Here is a 16,298-nt window from a genome sequence, read left to right as displayed (position 1 = left end):
CTGCAACAAAAGACGAACTGATAGATTATGCTGTCCGTTCGGGTGCGCCACTTGAAGTGTTAGAGAATTTGCAGGAAATAGAAGATGAGGGTGATGTCTACGAAAGTATAGAGGACATCTGGCCAGATTATCCTTCAAAGGATGATTTCTTATGGAATGATGATGAGTATTAAATAAACTCTGATAAAACAGGAAGGTCACTCTATTATGAGTGACCTTTTTGTGTTTTATTATATTTACAATAATTTCCTTGATACTACGTTATATTATCGTGCGCAGTTTTACAAGATTTATATTTACTATTTGTTTCACTTTCGTCTTCCTTGGGATGAAAGCGCAATATGATGTGTCGTTCAGTCATTATTTTGATATGGAGCCATCTTTCAATCCTGCAGCTGTTGGTAAATATGATAAGTTGAACATTAATGCTGCTTACGCAATGGATATGGCTGGATTTGAACATAATCCTCAGACTATGTATGCTGCTGCTGATATTCCATTTTATTTTATGAGTTCATATAATGGAGCTGGCGTGCAGTTTATGAATGATAAGATAGGACTGTTTACTCATAAAAAGTTGGCATTACAATATGCTTACAAACATAAATTTTTTAAGGGTTTAATAAGCGTGGCTGCTCAGGTTGGAGTTATTAGTGAGGACTTTGATGGAACCAAAGTGGATTTAAATGAAAGTTCAGATCCTGCATTCTCAACAACTCAACTAAATGGCAATGGAATTGACTTGGTTCTTGGCATGTATTATGTTAGAGGACAATGGTATGCTGGTGTTTCTGCACAGCATATAAACTCGCCTTTGATAAAGTTGGGGGGCAGTAATGAACTCCAAATAGATCCAACCTATTATTTGACAGGGGGATACAATATTAAGTTTAATAATCCGTTTGTAACAATAAAGCCATCTTGTATTGTTAGAACTGACGGAACTGCTTATAGAGCAGATATTACCAGTAGGTTAGTCTATAGTTATGAGAACAAAATGATGTATGCCGGACTTTCATATAGTCCAACCAATTCTGTGACATTTTTGATAGGAGGAACTTTTCATGGATTGGTACTGGGATATAGTTATGAAGTTTATACATCTGCAATTAACCCTGGAAACGGAAGCCATGAACTATTTGTCGGTTATCAGATGGATATAAATATGGCGAAGAAAGGGAAAAACAAACATAAAAATGTGCGTATATTATAGATATATGAAGAATAAAACATTGATATTCATAAGTGTCGTCATGGTGACATTTGCCTTAACAAGTTGCTTTGGAAGTAAAGCGATGTCTATGGCTGGTCGTGGCGGTGAAGTAGTTGGTGTCGGAGGCAAGAGTTTCATAGAACCAAGGCCTTTCGGTATGGTAAAGATTGATAGAGGATTTTTGCACATGGGATTAGACAAGCAAGATTCTCTCTTTGGAGCCCAGATTCCAACTAAGGATATTTCTGTTGATGGTTTCTGGATGGATGAAACTGAAGTTACTAATTCTAAATATAAGCAATTTGTGATGTGGGTGCGTGACAGTATCTTACGTACACGACTTGCTGACCCGGCATATGCTGGAGACGAGAGCTATATGATTTCTGAAGACAAGAATGGTAATGCCATTACTCCACACTTGAATTGGAATAAGCCTTTACCACGTAAGCCTAATGAAGACGAACAACGTGCTATAGAAAGTTTGTATGTCACAAACCCTGTAACTGGAGACAAGTTACTAGACTGGAGGCAGATGAACTATCGTTATGAGATATACGATTATGCAACCGCAGCACTTCGACGTAATCGATTAAATCCTGCTGAACGCTCTTTCAATACCGATCGTGTTGTTTCTAATGATGTTGTAATGATATCAAAGGATACGGCTTATGTTGACGACGGAGGAAATATTGTTAGTAAGACTATAGATCGCCAGCGTAGTGGTCCTTGGGATTTCCTTAATACATACATTGTTAATATATATCCTGATACAACATGTTGGGTAAATGATTTTACAAATTCTGATAATGAAATGTATTTACGCAACTACTATAGCAATCCTGCTTATAATGACTATCCTGTTGTCGGTGTGACGTGGGAACAGGCAAATGCCTATTGTGCATGGCGTACGGATTATTTGTTAAAGGGACTAGGGACAGAGGCTAAGTATGTGCAGCGTTATCGCTTGCCCACAGAGGCAGAATGGGAATATGCTGCACGTGGTAAAAACGGCAATGAGTTTCCTTGGGATAATGCTGATATGAAGAATGGTAACGGTTGTTATTATGCTAATTTTAAGCCGGATAGAGGAAATTATACTAAAGACGGAAATCTTATTACAAGTAAGGTTGGGATATACGGTTCTAATTCAAACGGACTGTATGACATGGCTGGAAATGTAGCAGAATGGACTAGTACGGTATATACCGCATCTGGTGTAGCTGCAATGAATGACCTAAATCCAGAATTGAAATATAATGCAGCAAAAGAAGATCCTTATAGATTAAAGAAGAAAAGTGTGAGAGGTGGTTCATGGAAAGATCCTGAGAGCTTTATACGTTCAGCGTGGCGTTCTTGGGAATATCAAAACCAGCCACGATCATTTATCGGATTTAGATGTGTAAGAAGTCTTGCAAATACGACTAGTACTAAAAAGAAATAACAGATAATGACAGAATATAGTAAATACAATATAGTCTATCGTCTACAAAAGTGGATGGATAGTGTCCCTGGACAAACTTTCCTTAACTATGCATATAGTTGGGGCGCATCAATCGTCGTGCTTGGTGCCTTGTTTAAGTTGACCCATCTACCTGGTGCCAATATAATGTTGTTCTTAGGTATGGGTACTGAAGTTTTGGTGTTTTTTATTTCAGCTTTTGATAGACCTTTTGATAAAACGACAGATGGAATGGATCTCCCAACACATCTAACCGAAGAGTATCTGGAGGGCAGAACTGAACAAGCTAAACAGAAACAACCTATAAATCCTCAGCCGATAAAATCACAAATGGTGCAATCACAAGTATCGTTTGCAGACACAGATCCTGTGATGCAGGGAGTATCGACAATAGTTATGCCTTCTGCCAATCCAGAAATGGAGGACGCTCAAAATAACTATGTTGCCGAACTTAAAAAACTTACAGAAGTTTTGGGAAAGGTTGGTGATCAAAGTTCACGTCTAGCCCGTGATAGTGAGGAAATGGAAAACCTTAATAGAACTCTTACTGGTATAAGTAGGGTTTACGAAATGCAGTTGAAGAGCGCCAGTCAGCAAATTGGGACAATAGATCAGATAAACGAGCAGAGCAAGTTGCTTGCACAGCATATAGAACAGCTTAACGGCATATATACGCGTATGATAGAGGCAATGACCATAAACATGCGTGCCGCAGCTCCAACACAAAATACACAGTTGTAATGGCAATAAAGAAAAGACTTGTATCTCCACGTCAAAAGATGATAAACCTCATGTATATTGTCTTGATGGCAATGCTTGCGCTGAATATATCAACCGAGGTACTTAATGGCTTTTCGATAGTTGAAGAAAGCCTTAATCGTACGACAGATAATTCATCAAAAGAGAATGAGTCTATGTATACCGATTTCGCAAGTCTTATGAAAAAGAATCCGGAGAAGGTGGAAGCGTGGTTTGCTAAAGCAAAAGCTGTTAAACAGATGAGTGACTCACTCTATAATTTTGCGCAGGAACTGAAAGTAGCTATTGTAAGGAAGGCTGATGGCAAGAACGGAAACGTTTATAATATAGAAAATAAGGATAATCTTGAAGCTGCTGGGGAAGTAATGCTTTCACCAATAGGTGGTAAGGGTGGAAAATTGTTTAATGCAATCAATTCATACCGAAATCGCATTGTTGGTATGGTTGCTGATCCGCAACAAAAGAAGATTATTGATAGCAACCTTTCAACGAAGGTTCCAAGACAGTCAAGATTATTAGGGAAGAATTGGCAAGAATATATGTTCGAGAATATGCCGGTGGCTGCATCCATAACACTGTTATCTAAATTGCAGAGTGATGTGCGTTATGCAGAAGGTGAAGTATTGCATACTTTAGTCTCTAATATAGATATGAAAGATATTAGGGTAAACAAACTTTCTGCTTTCGTAATACCCGATAAGACAACTCTCTACCCAGGAGAACGTTTCAGCGCCAATATCGTAATGGCAGCAGTTGATACTACTCAGCAACCGCAGATATACGTAAATGGACAGCGAATTGCTACACGAAACGGACAGTATTCATTTATTGCGGGCGGAGTGGGAGAACATACTTTTGATGGATATATATTGATGCAAAATCGTAACGGTGATGTGTTAAAGAGAAACTTCTTGCAGAAATACAGTGTTATCCCTGCACCAAATAGTGCAACTGTCGCAGCTGATATGATGAATGTCCTTTATGCTGGATATCATAATCCTATGAGTGTGAGTGTTCCTGGTGTTCCTGCAAATGCAGTGTCGATATCAATGACTGGTGGAAGTATGATTTCAAAAGGTAACGGACATTTTATAGCAGTTCCTTCGACAGTTGGTAAAGATGTAACAATACATGTAACAGCACGTGATAAGGGACAGGCACGTTCTTTGCCTCCGTTTATTTTCCATGTGAGAAAACTTCCTGATCCAATAGCTTATGTAGCTTTAGGAACAACAAGGTTTAAGGGGGGGGCGATGCCAAAGGCTTCACTTATGGGAGCACATGGTATCAATGCAGCAATAGACGACGGACTGCTTGACATACAGTTCAAAGTAGTAAGTTTCGAAACGGTATTCTTTGATAATATGGGAAATGCGATTCCAATAGCTTCGTTGGGTTCAAATTTCTCTGACAGGCAGCGTGATACGTTCCGTAGTTTGTCTCGTAATCGAAGATTTTATATAACTCATGTTAAGGCTGTTGGTCCAGATGGAATAACACGAATCCTTAACGGCGCATTAGAAATAATAGTAAGATAAGATGAGAAAGTTATATTTTATGCTATTTATGGCAGTCCTTGCAATGAATGTTTCGGCGCAATCGGCTTTGCGTCGTGCAGAGCAAGCTGCAAAAGCACAGAAGACGAATGCTGATAATGTCACATTGCGCTCGCAGATTTCATTCCCGACATCAGCTGGAATGAACGAGGATGTTGTGTGGCGCAGAGATGTTTATCGTGAGCTAAATCTCAATGATGATGCTAATGCAGGACTTTACTATCCCGCAGAATCATCTGGAAGTCAGATGAATCTTTTTACATATATCTTTAAACTTATGATGGTGGGACCATCACATGGTGGAATAAGTGTATATCAGTATCGTCTTGATGGCAATGAACGTTTCACGGATGATGCACTTGTAAAACCATTGACGTTTTTGGATGATCATCATATTTTTTATGAGCGAACTGATCGTGGTGTTCATATTGATGATAGTGATATACCTTCATCTGAAGTAAAAGGATATTATATAAAGGAATGTTCTTACTATGACCAGATATCTGCAACATTCCATACTAAAATTATAGCTTTATGTCCAATAATGGAGAGAGCTGATGATTTCGGTGATGGAACAACAAAGTATCCATTGTTCTGGGTTAAATATGATGATTTGGCGCCATTGCTTGCAAAGCGTACAATAATGGTCAGCAACATTAATAACGCAGCAGTGATGTCGCTGGATGATTATTTTACGATGAACAGATATAAGGGGAAAATATATAAGACGGCAAATATGCAGGGAAGAAACCTTGCGCAATATTGCAAAAATGACACTGCATTGAATAAAGAACAGTCAAGAATAGAGAATGAAATTATTTCGTTCGAAAAAAATATCTGGGGCGATCAGGCTAAAAAGGATTCTTTAGATAAAATCACTAGCTCCAATAAAAAAACATTAAAAGCATCGCATCCCATAAACCGAAGAGCTTCAGGTCGTAGTACGACTGTTAAGACACGCAGACAGAAACAATCATCTTCTTCAACTGATAACGCTCGTGTTACTGTAAGAAGACAGAGACATTAAAAGAGATAAAACTTAGAATAATAATTAATTTTTTTGAACAATGAAAAAGACTATTAATTTACTAGTGTTGGCTATGGCAATTATGTTTGTTTCAACTGCCAATGCACAGATCAAGTTCGGTGTTAAAGGCGGACTTAATTTGACAAATATGTCATTTAGCCAAGATGCGTTCAATACATCAAACCGTACGGGTTTCTTTGTTGGTCCAACTGTTAAGTTTACACTTCCGATAATAGGACTTGGTGTAGATGCTGCTGCCCTTTACGACCAGCGTGATGGTAAAGTTGACGAAACAACTGTCAAGCAGCAGTCTATCAACATTCCTGTAAATCTTCGTTATAATATAGGCCTTGGTAGCTTGGCAGGGATTTATTTCGCAGCAGGTCCTCAGTTTGGTTTTAATGTAGGAGACGATAGTTATATCTGGACTAATGCTAATTCGTATAAGAATACATTCCAGATGAAAAAGTCCAACTTTAGTGTTAATCTTGGAGCAGGAATTACTTTGCTGAAGCATCTTGAAATCGGTGCAGCATACAATATCGTATGCGGAAAGACTGGTGAAATAAATGTGTGGGATGCATCAAAAAATGCCATAACAAGTACTACTCGTAGTCGTTATAACTCATGGCAGATTAGCGCTGCTTATTATTTCTAAACTTGGTCAGCGAAAAGATATATTTTATATATAAATGTAAAAAAGCAGATATTCTGATACGAATATCTGCTTTTTTTGTTTATCTTTGTGTGCCTATGAAGTATGTTGAAGTCATTTTACCGCTGCCTCTTGAAGGGACGTTTACATATGCTGTTGGCGACGAGTTATCGTCAAAGGTTAAACCTGGTGCTCGCTTACTAGTTCCATTGGGAAAGAGTAAACGCTATATTGGCGTAGCTGTAAGCATGACTGACGTAAAGCCTGATTTTGATGTAAAAGAGATTGTCGCTGTTTTGGATGATAAACCAGTAATACTTCCAAATCAACTTAAATTGTGGCAATGGATTTCTAATTATTATTTGTCTCCACTTGGTGATATTTTGAAAGCAGCATTGCCTTCAGGATTAAAGACACAAGATAGTTATAAACCTAAAACAGAACAATATGTTGGGCTAACTGAACCATATCGTAATGAGCAAGCTTTACATATAGCTATAAATACTCTTTCTCGTGCAACTAAACAGCAAAAAGCTTTTATTGATTTTCTGGCGATGTCGCATTGGGATAGTTTGAGTGGTACAACTAATACTGAAGATATTGCAGAGATAACAAAAGAAGAACTTATGAACTTCAGTCATTGTAATGCTCCATCAATAAAGAATCTTATTGAAAGAAAGATTTTATATGCATACGAGAAAGAAGTGGGAAGACTGAATAATGGCGGAGAATCTCACTTCGAGAATATAAAGCAACTTAATAAGTTTCAGGCAAAAGCGTTTGATGAGATAAATTCGCAGTTTGAAGAAAAAAAAGTAGTTCTTCTACATGGTGTTACTTCAAGCGGCAAAACAGAGATATACATACATCTTATTAAAAAAGCTTTAGAAGAGCATAAGCAAGTGTTATATCTATTACCTGAAATAGCGTTAACGGTGCAGATCATGGAACGACTTAAAAGAGTCTTCGGAGATCGTCTAGGTATTTATCATTCCAAATATAGTGATGCAGAAAGGGTCGAAATATGGAATAAACAACTTTCAGACTCTCATTATGATGTTATACTTGGTGCGAGAAGTGCTGTATTTTTGCCGTTTACTAACTTAGGATTGGTCATTATTGATGAAGAACATGAGACTAGTTTTAAACAGCAAGATCCTGCACCACGTTACCATGCAAGAAGTGCTGCTATAGTATTGGCAGGAATATATGGCGCAAAAACGCTACTAGGAACTGCCACCCCATCCATTGAAAGCTATTATAATGCTCAACAGGGAAAGTATGGATTGGTTGAATTGAAAAAACGTTTTGCAGGAATAGAACTACCAGAAATAAGAGTTATTGATGTTAAGGATTTGCAGCATAGAAAGATGATGCAAGGACCTTTCTCGCCACAGATGTTGGCTGCAATTAACGATGCTTTGCAGAATGATAAGCAAGTCATACTGTTTCAAAATAGACGTGGATTTGCGCCTATGATAGAATGTCGAGAGTGTGGTTGGGTTCCAAAATGTTCAAATTGTGATGTATCACTTACATACCATAAAAATCTTAATCAGCTGACTTGTCATTATTGCGGTTTTACATATACTGTTCCAAAAGTGTGTCCGAACTGCGGTAGTGAAAAAATCAACGGGCGAGGTTATGGTACAGAAAAGATAGAAGAACGTATCTGTGATATCTTCCCTGACGCGCGAGTTGCCAGAATGGATCTTGATACAACCCGTACACGTAATGCTTATGAGAGAATTATTACAGATTTCTCTGCAGGTAAGACTAATATTCTTATCGGAACACAGATGATAAGTAAAGGACTAGACTTTGATAACGTCAGTGTAGTAGGAATACTTAATGCTGACTCAATGTTGAATTATCCAGATTTCAGGGCTTATGAACATGCTTTCATGATGATGAGTCAGGTAAGTGGACGAGCTGGACGTAAAGGAGAACGGGGACTTGTTATGTTACAGACAAAGAGTGTTGACTTGCCTGTAATCAGTCAGGTGGTTAATCATGATTTCAAGAACTTTCAGAAAGATTTACTTGATGAACGTGCTGTATTTCATTATCCGCCATTTTATCATCTTGTGTATGTATTTCTTAAACATTCAAAGAATGAAGTAGTAGAATCTGCAGGATTGGAAATGGGAGGCAGATTGAAACAGTATTTAGGTGATAGAATACTTGGACCTGATAAACCGGCTGTTGCTCGTGTAAAGGCTATGAATATACGAAAGATAGTAATCAAACTAGAGAATGGTATCAATCAAAAGCAAGTAAGAGATGTGTTGCATTATGTACAAAAACAAATAATGCAGGACAAACATTACGCTGCCCTGCATATATATTATGATGTAGACCCGTTGTAGGTTTACAAGTCAATGTCAAGACCTACTCCAAGTACTTTATTTGTACGAGTGAAATCATCACTGGATTGTGCGCTGATAGAATTTCCTCCTACAGCGATAGTCTGTGTGTATTCTTTCTTAAAGTGGCTGTAGTTGGTCCAGAAATAAGCAATGTTAAGACTTGCGTTCTTAGCAACTTTAATCTTTGCTCCAAAACCGTAAGAATAACTGCTTGTTACGAAACTCATATCGTTAAGATAAGTTCCGTCACCAAGTCCGTATTTAGTGCGTTGCATACCACCGCTGATTGTAATACCCTTTGTGATGTCCCATTCTGCACCAGCAAGATACTCCTGTGTATTACCTGAAAGATATTTCTGTTTGTCATTAGCCATCTTTGCGTTTTTGTCGAAGAAGTAATGGTATGAAGCCATTACACGTACAGAGGGTAATATTTCGTATTGACCTCCAATAGTAAACAGTCCAGGAAGATCGTTTGGAGTGTTAACTCCGTCTCCGAATAATCCAGTACCGTCAACCTTAGTGTCGTTTTCAATATTCAGGTGATTAGTGAATTCAAGGCGTGTACCTAAATTGAATTTGCCGTATTTAACATCAAGACCTATGATTGGAGTTATACCCCATCCTGTCTGTGTGCAGTCAAGGTAACGATCAGCAAAATTTGGTTGTGCTTTAGCAAACTTGGTAGATGCTTCTTGATATGCAGCAGCTGCAGTTTCAAGCTGTGCTTTTATTGTTGGATCGGTAGTCGCTGCTGCTTGTGCAGAATATGTGTCAGACTTTGTTTGGTAGTTCTTTGCTACGTCTCCGATATAATCATATAGTTTTTGGTCGTTCCCATCTATATTTGCGTGGATGTTTGTGATACTCCCTTGATATTTATTATATATATAGTTGAATCTTAAACCACCATAAGCAGCAATGTGTTCATTAAACTTATAAGTTGTTCCCAGTTGAAGACCGAATACATATTGCTGACCTTTAATATAGCTGTCTACGCTATAACCTGGAGTTGTCGTCGACAGTTTCATAGTTTGGAGCATTGCAGGAATAAGAGCAACCTGGCGTTCAAAAGAACCTAATCCATCATTGAACGTACATTTGCCACCACCACCAATCAGAGAGAATCCCATTTGAAATCCCCATTTATCGTAGTTCTTGGCTACTTGTATTGAAGGAATAAATGGCACAGATGCCTCTCCTTTGAACTTTTTGTTGCCATTCTCATCACCACCGTTCATCTTTAATGGCTGGTAATATGGTGTTCCCTGGAATGCTGGTATAGTCATTCCACTTACTATGGTACGTGTTTGGTATGCACTCTGAACGTTGAAAGATAGGTGTAATCCCTTGCTTAGAAAAGCTACACCGGCAGGGTTCGAATAAACACCGTCAATGCCAATTGCACCGTCACGTGCAAAATTGCGATTGAATGCAATGTTGTTGTTTGTGTTTGTGAGCAGTCCGCCAGCCAAAGTTGATTGTGAAGCAGAAACTGCAAGTGCTATAAAAGCAAATTTTAATTTATTCATTTTAAAAACCTATAAAAAAATTCGTCGCAAAGTTACCTGAATTGTTCTAAATGCAACAATATATGCTGTTTATTTAAAACCAGTTAACAAATGCGAACGAAATTTATGCTCATATAGGTAATTTTGTGCAAGAATGTTGCACATATTAAAAAATAATGTGCAACAACTATACAGAGAAAGTATCAGGTCTGGTATTTTTCTTAAGTTCAGGATATTGTATTCTTGTATGATAAATAGCTTTCAGACGTTCTATCAGAATGTGTTTTGCAACACTTATATCACGGAAAGTGATAGGGCATTCTGTGAAATATCCTGCTGACACTTTCTCGTCAATTAGTTTGTTTACCATGTTGCTTATGCTTTCTTCGGTATATTCTTCCAAAGATCTCGAAGCTGCTTCTGTGGTATCAGCCATCATCAATATAGCCTGTTCACGAGTGAATGGATTTGGACCAGGATATTCAAATAATTTTTCGTCAACCACTTCATCGGGATGCTCGTTCTTATATTTAATATAGAAATACTTTGCCATACTCTTGCCATGATGTGTTAGTATGAAATCCTTTATAATGTTTGGCAAGCCATATTTTTCGGCAAGTTTCACTCCGTCGTTAACGTGACTAATAATAATCCTTGCACTTTCTTCACATCGCATGTTGTTGTGAGGATTCACACCAGCTTGATTCTCAGTAAAGAATACAGGATTTAAAATCTTTCCGATATCATGATATAATGCACCCGTACGTACGAGTAGACTTTCTGCACCAATTTTGTTTGCTATTTCCGCAGCCAGATTTCCCACAGTTATTGAATGCTGGAATGTACCTGGAGCTATTTCGCTCAAATCTCTAAGAATACCCCTGTTGGTATTTGAAAGTTCGAATAGTGAAACGTCTGATACAAATCCGAAGGTTCTTTCTATCAAGTACATCAATGGATATGCAAGCAAAAGGAATATCCCATTGAATACAAAATGTAAATACATGTCATGATCCATTTTCAATACATCGTTGTTTTGTATCATCTGCAAAGCAAAATACACCACGATACTGCCTATATTCACTAATAACGCCGTTTTGAAAACCTGCGCCCTTTTTGACATTTCTCTAAGTGAGTATATTGCAATTAGTCCCGCAACTAGTTGGATGATGATAAATTCATATTGATATTTCACTGCTGCTGCACATATCAGAACCATTGTGGCATGGGCAATAAACGCCGTTCGCGAATCCATGAACACACGTACAAAAATAGGAACCATGGCAAACGGTATTATATACACACTAAATATGTTATGCACCATCATTATTGATACCAAAACCGGAAATATAGTTATGATGGAATAGAGCATCATAATGCTTCGAGGCTTAGAAAAATAATCTTGCCGGAACAGTGCCAGATATATCGTTAATAGCGTAATCAATATGGTTACATACATTATCTGTCCTATAAGGGTAGTTGTAATTTCGGTTACCGTGGCATTGCGTCTCTGCATTTCACGTTCAAAAGAACTCAAAACCCGGTATGTATATTCATCAATAATTTCACCTCGATCAATAATCTTCTGACCGCTCATAACCATTCCACTTGCAAGAGGAATGCTCCCTAATAGATCGTTCCTTTCAGCATCACATCTGCTTTTGTCGTATGTTAGGTTTGCAGCAATATAATCAGTAAGGTTACACTTTTGTAACTCCATTCTGTATTTAGCAAGTTCTTTATCTTTAAGTAGTTCTTCGTATGCAGTCATGGTAGAGTATACCTTATTTATCTGTACACTTCTTGCTTGTTTTCCCACAACAACTCTAATCAAGTTAGAGGTATCCCTTGCCATACTACTGTATTCCGGGGTTTTTATAATTCCTGTTTGATAAATTTTTTGTAGTTTATTAGCGATAATATTTATGTATTCAATAGGCATTCCTTCTATTCCAAATTTGAAATCGTTTTTGAATTTTGCAATTTCGTTTCGTGCAAGATTCATATTATAGTTATAGTACGGTTCGAAATGTTTCAGCATAGAGTCTTGTTCAGACTTAATGTTTTCGTCGGTTTTGTAAATAGGAAAATCAAATTTAGCAATGAATGAACCATACATCCATGGCTTACCTATGTCATATTTCATTCTTTGTGCTTCATTGCGTGGCATAAACCAAACAATTACCAAAACCGAAATGGCGATCAGAGCAATTCGCGTAAATATATTGCGCCAATATTTACTCTCGTATTTCATTATTATATTCATTATTACTTGTATTATCTGTTTTACAATGCGAAAATACTAAAAAAATACGCAATACTGGAAAAAATATATTAATTTTGCACAAAATTATTATCTTTAGATATGTCAGATAGAAAAGTAAGGGTGCGTTTTGCACCTAGTCCGACTGGTGCTTTGCATATCGGCGGTGTGCGCACAGCCCTTTATAATTACCTCTTTGCGCGTCAGCATGGAGGTGAACTTGTATTCAGAATAGAAGATACTGACTCCCATCGTTTTGTTGAAGGTGCCGAGGAATATATCCTTGAGTCATTCCGTTGGCTTGGTATAAAATTTGATGAAGGTGTCAGCTTCGGTGGCAAACATGGACCTTATCGTCAGAGTGAGCGCCGTGATATTTATAAGCAGTATGTTAAGCAGTTGCTTGACAGCGGTAATGCTTATGTAGCTTTTGACACTCCTGAGGAATTGGAGGCAAAACACACTGAAATACATAACTTTCAATATGATGCACATACTCGTCTTCTGATGCGTAATTCGCTTACTCTCTCAAAAGAGGAAGTTGATAAGTTGATTGAGGATGGAGTTCAATATACAGTTCGTTTCAAGATTGAGCCTGGAATTGATGTTCACGTCAATGACATGATTCGTGGTGACGTTGTTATTAAGAGTGATATTCTTGATGATAAGGTGCTTTATAAGAGTGCTGACGAACTTCCTACTTATCATTTGGCTAATATCGTTGATGACCACTTGATGGAAATCACACATGTTATCCGTGGTGAGGAATGGTTGCCTAGTGCGCCATTGCACGTATTGCTCTATAGAGCTTTCGGTTGGGAAGATACAATGCCACGTTTTGCACATCTTCCATTGTTGTTGAAGCCAGAAGGCAAAGGCAAACTCAGTAAGCGTGATGGTGACCGTCTTGGTTTCCCTGTATTCCCATTGGAATGGCATGACCCAAAGACTGGTGAAGTTTCATCAGGTTATCGCGAAAACGGTTACTTCCCAGAGGCTGTTGTTAACTTCCTTGCTCTTCTTGGTTGGAATCCTGGTACAGAACAGGAACTGTTTTCACTTGATGAATTGGTTAAAGCGTTTGATATCAGCAGATGTTCAAAGGCAGGCGCCAAGTTTGATTTCCAGAAAGGCATTTGGTTTAATCATGAGTATATTCTTCGTAAGAGCGATGATGAGATAGCTGCATTGTTTGCACCTATTGTTGCGAATAATGGGGTTAACGAATCAATTGAAAGAATTACTGAGGTTGTTCACATGATGAAGGATCGTGTGAATTTCGTAAACGAATTGTGGCCATTGTGTTCTTTCTTCTTTGTTCAGCCGTCTGAGTATGATGAAAAGACGGTGAAGAAACGTTGGAAGGAATATTCTGCACAGCAGATGACAGAATTGGCAGATGTTCTTGAGAGTATTGAGGATTTCTCAGTAGAAAATCAGGAGTCTGTTGTTATGAAGTGGGTCGAAGAAAAAGAATATAAGTTGGGTGACGTTATGAATGCGTTCCGATTAACTCTTGTTGGCATAGGAAAGGGACCGGGGATGTTTGATATTTCCGCCTTCCTTGGAAAGGAAGAGACTCTAGTGCGTTTGCGTAAAGCAATCGAAGTATTGAAGTAACTAAACAACAAGAAGAAATAACCATCAGAGATAGTGTATAATATAATAATATACCTTTATCTTTTAGGGGTGGCAATCGCAAGCCTCTTTAGTAAGAAAGTTAAGAAGATGTGGGCTGGCGAACGCAAGGCCATAGATGTCTTGAAAGAGAATGTTGATCCGGATGCCAAATACATCTGGTTTCATGCAGCTTCACTTGGAGAGTTTGAACAGGGGCGACCGTTAATAGAAAGTATACGTAAAGATTATCCTGAATACAAGATACTTCTTACTTTCTTTTCTCCTTCGGGTTATGAAGTGAGAAAAAATTATGAGGGTGCAGACATCATTTGTTACCTGCCTTTGGATACAATACGCAATGCGCGTCGTTTCCTTCGTGCTGTTAGACCGGTGATGGCATTCTTTATAAAGTATGAATTCTGGTATAATTACTTGCACATACTAAAGCATCGCAATATACCTGTATACAGTGTAAGCAGTATTTTTCGTCCAGATCAGATCTTCTTTAAGTGGTATGGTCGTCAGTATCGCACAGTATTGAAATGTTTTACTCATTTCTTTGTACAGAATAATGAGAGCAAGGAATTGCTTGGCAAATTTGGTATAACAGAAGTTGATGTTGTTGGTGATACGCGTTTCGACCGCGTACTCCAAATAAAGGAAGCCAGCAAACATCTGCCTATTGTGGAGAGTTTTACCAAAAACGCCAAGAAGGTGTTTGTTGCTGGTTCATCATGGCAGCCTGATGAGGATATTTTCCTTAAGTATTTTAATAATAGGAGTGATTGGAAACTTATCATTGCGCCTCATGTGATTGGTGAGGATCATATAAAACAGATTCTTAACCATGTCGAAGGTCGCAAGGTGGTACGCTATACTCAAGCTACTGTAGACAATGTTGCTGATGCTGAGATATTGATTATCGACTGTTTCGGTTTGTTGTCTTCTATTTATAATTATGGTACGGTATCTTATGTCGGCGGAGGTTTCGGCGTTGGAATCCATAATGTATTAGAAGCAGCAGTATGGGATATTCCTGTTATCTTTGGTCCAAACAATAAGCATTTTCAAGAAGCTCAGGGGCTAATGAAGGCTAACGGAGGATTCGAGATTACAGATTATGATAGTTTCTATGAATTCATGTCGAAGTTTGAAAATGGAGATGAATTCTTAGAGAACTCCGGTAAGTCGGCTGGTAAGTTCGTTATGAGCCTTTCTGGAGCATCAAAGAAGGTTATATCGTATATATCTTTAGATAAATAAAGAAATAGCGGTTCTACAAAGGAACCGCTATTTTTTTATTTTATAATTCTGTAATAGTTTTCTTTTCTTGGTTTCACAATGTGAGGGTGGGCTGAAGCATAGCCAAGTGATATTGCTCCGATTCCAACAATATCGTCAGGCAGTTCCCAATCTTTAAGCAACTGTTTACCTTCTTCTGTTTCAAACATTGTGTCTTCACGATTAATCCAACAGCTTGCTAGTCCTATTGAGTGAGCGGCAAGCATCATATTGCCGATAACCAGACTTCCGTCTTTTATGTTATTTCTCCAATCTGCAGAGCCAAACACAATTATGATTGTTGGTGCTCCGTAGTAAGGATCGGCTTCTGTTTCCATAACCTTAGCGTTCATTCTTCTCAGCTTATCACATGTTTCCTTGTTTTGAACCGCTACTATCCACGAGTCTTGCTTTCCCTTTCCCGTTGCAGCCCATGTTCCTGCTTCTAGAATCGTTTTTAGTTCTTCATCGTGAATCTGTTCGGGCTTGAAACGTCTAATGCTTCGACGTTCTCTAATTGCTTTTAAAACTTCGTTGTCCATAATCGTGTTTATTTAATGTGATGTAGCAAATTTACTCATTTAA

At 38.1% G+C, this 16,298-nt stretch carries 13 protein-coding genes (1 of these 13 only partly in view); 10 read left to right on the top strand and 3 right to left on the bottom strand.

Features of this window, described 5'->3' with window-relative positions; all coding sequences use genetic code 11:
- From prwr041_RS04545 to priA, 8 genes are all read left to right on the top strand, one after another.
- Positions 1-173, top strand: partial view of a DUF2795 domain-containing protein gene (locus prwr041_RS04545; protein WP_004373526.1) — the 3' portion only. The gene continues 49 nt to the left of window position 1, outside the view; 173 of the gene's 222 nt are visible here — the last part of the coding sequence; its start codon lies off the left edge, out of view; the stop codon is at positions 171-173.
- Between the two features lie 155 nt (positions 174-328).
- A complete protein-coding gene (locus prwr041_RS04540) occupies positions 329-1,213 on the top strand; it encodes a PorP/SprF family type IX secretion system membrane protein (RefSeq protein WP_207155166.1) in 885 nt (294 codons plus the stop codon).
- Between the two features lie 4 nt (positions 1,214-1,217).
- Positions 1,218-2,654 (top strand): T9SS ring complex lipoprotein PorK/GldK, encoded by a 1,437-nt coding sequence (gene porK, locus prwr041_RS04535; protein ID WP_207155165.1) that lies wholly within the window; start codon positions 1,218-1,220, stop codon positions 2,652-2,654.
- Between the two features lie 6 nt (positions 2,655-2,660).
- Positions 2,661-3,413 carry a type IX secretion system motor protein PorL/GldL gene (gene porL, locus prwr041_RS04530; RefSeq protein WP_207155164.1) on the top strand — a complete coding sequence of 251 codons (753 nt, stop codon included), beginning with the start codon at positions 2,661-2,663 and terminating at the stop codon, positions 3,411-3,413.
- The gene (gene porM, locus prwr041_RS04525) at positions 3,413-4,969 is read left to right on the top strand and encodes a type IX secretion system motor protein PorM/GldM (protein ID WP_207155163.1); all 1,557 of its coding nucleotides are present in this window, start codon (positions 3,413-3,415) and stop codon (positions 4,967-4,969) included. The genes porL and porM overlap by 1 nt, the downstream gene beginning before the upstream one ends.
- A 1-nt stretch (position 4,970) precedes the next feature.
- Positions 4,971-6,014 carry a type IX secretion system ring subunit PorN/GldN gene (gene porN / locus prwr041_RS04520; RefSeq protein WP_207155162.1) on the top strand — a complete coding sequence of 348 codons (1,044 nt, stop codon included), beginning with the start codon at positions 4,971-4,973 and terminating at the stop codon, positions 6,012-6,014.
- 40 nt (positions 6,015-6,054) lie between these two features.
- On the top strand, positions 6,055-6,672 hold the full coding sequence (locus prwr041_RS04515; protein ID WP_207155161.1) for a porin family protein: 618 nt from the start codon (positions 6,055-6,057) through the stop codon (positions 6,670-6,672).
- A gap of 95 nt (positions 6,673-6,767) precedes the next feature.
- On the top strand, positions 6,768-9,038 hold the full coding sequence (gene priA / locus prwr041_RS04510) for a replication restart helicase PriA (protein ID WP_207155160.1): 2,271 nt from the start codon (positions 6,768-6,770) through the stop codon (positions 9,036-9,038).
- Positions 9,039-9,040: 2 nt separating this feature from the next.
- Here the strand turns inward: priA and prwr041_RS04505 are convergent, their stop codons facing one another.
- Entirely contained in the window at positions 9,041-10,570 is a 1,530-nt protein-coding gene (locus prwr041_RS04505) for a hypothetical protein (protein ID WP_207155159.1), read from the bottom strand.
- 166 nt (positions 10,571-10,736) lie between these two features.
- The gene (locus prwr041_RS04500) at positions 10,737-12,815 is read right to left on the bottom strand and encodes an HD family phosphohydrolase (RefSeq protein WP_207155158.1); all 2,079 of its coding nucleotides are present in this window, start codon (positions 12,813-12,815) and stop codon (positions 10,737-10,739) included.
- Positions 12,816-12,914: 99 nt separating this feature from the next.
- Between prwr041_RS04500 and gltX the strand changes: the two genes are divergently transcribed.
- Together gltX and prwr041_RS04490 are read left to right on the top strand one after the other, a co-directional pair.
- Entirely contained in the window at positions 12,915-14,432 is a 1,518-nt protein-coding gene (gene gltX, locus prwr041_RS04495; protein WP_207155157.1) for a glutamate--tRNA ligase, read from the top strand.
- Between the two features lie 33 nt (positions 14,433-14,465).
- Positions 14,466-15,695, top strand: a complete 1,230-nt coding sequence (locus prwr041_RS04490; protein ID WP_207155156.1) for a 3-deoxy-D-manno-octulosonic acid transferase — start codon at positions 14,466-14,468, stop codon at positions 15,693-15,695.
- A gap of 35 nt (positions 15,696-15,730) precedes the next feature.
- Here prwr041_RS04490 and prwr041_RS04485 read toward each other — a convergent pair whose 3' ends face one another.
- Positions 15,731-16,255, bottom strand: coding sequence for a nitroreductase (locus prwr041_RS04485; protein WP_207155155.1), 525 nt, complete (start codon positions 16,253-16,255; stop codon positions 15,731-15,733).
- Positions 16,256-16,298: the final 43 nt, after the last annotated feature.

Source organism: Prevotella herbatica (assembly GCF_017347605.1).
GTDB classification, from domain to species: domain Bacteria; phylum Bacteroidota; class Bacteroidia; order Bacteroidales; family Bacteroidaceae; genus Prevotella; species Prevotella herbatica.
Note: the sequence above shows the minus strand (reverse complement) of the source record. Positions and strands in the feature narration are given on the sequence as shown.

Excerpts from the sequence above, each read along its gene's own strand:
- priA (WP_207155160.1), top strand. The coding sequence starts at position 6,768 with ATGAAGTATGTTGAAGTCATTTTACCGCTGCCTCTTGAAGGGACGTTT.
- porN (WP_207155162.1), top strand. The coding sequence starts at position 4,971 with ATGAGAAAGTTATATTTTATGCTATTTATGGCAGTCCTTGCAATGAAT.
- porK (WP_207155165.1), top strand. The coding sequence starts at position 1,218 with ATGAAGAATAAAACATTGATATTCATAAGTGTCGTCATGGTGACATTT.
- porM (WP_207155163.1), top strand. The coding sequence starts at position 3,413 with ATGGCAATAAAGAAAAGACTTGTATCTCCACGTCAAAAGATGATAAAC.
- prwr041_RS04540 (WP_207155166.1), top strand. The coding sequence starts at position 329 with ATGAAAGCGCAATATGATGTGTCGTTCAGTCATTATTTTGATATGGAG.
- prwr041_RS04485 (WP_207155155.1), bottom strand. The coding sequence starts at position 16,255 with ATGGACAACGAAGTTTTAAAAGCAATTAGAGAACGTCGAAGCATTAGA.
- gltX (WP_207155157.1), top strand. The coding sequence starts at position 12,915 with ATGTCAGATAGAAAAGTAAGGGTGCGTTTTGCACCTAGTCCGACTGGT.
- prwr041_RS04500 (WP_207155158.1), bottom strand. The coding sequence starts at position 12,815 with ATGAATATAATAATGAAATACGAGAGTAAATATTGGCGCAATATATTT.
- prwr041_RS04515 (WP_207155161.1), top strand. The coding sequence starts at position 6,055 with ATGAAAAAGACTATTAATTTACTAGTGTTGGCTATGGCAATTATGTTT.
- porL (WP_207155164.1), top strand. The coding sequence starts at position 2,661 with ATGACAGAATATAGTAAATACAATATAGTCTATCGTCTACAAAAGTGG.
- prwr041_RS04505 (WP_207155159.1), bottom strand. The coding sequence starts at position 10,570 with ATGAATAAATTAAAATTTGCTTTTATAGCACTTGCAGTTTCTGCTTCA.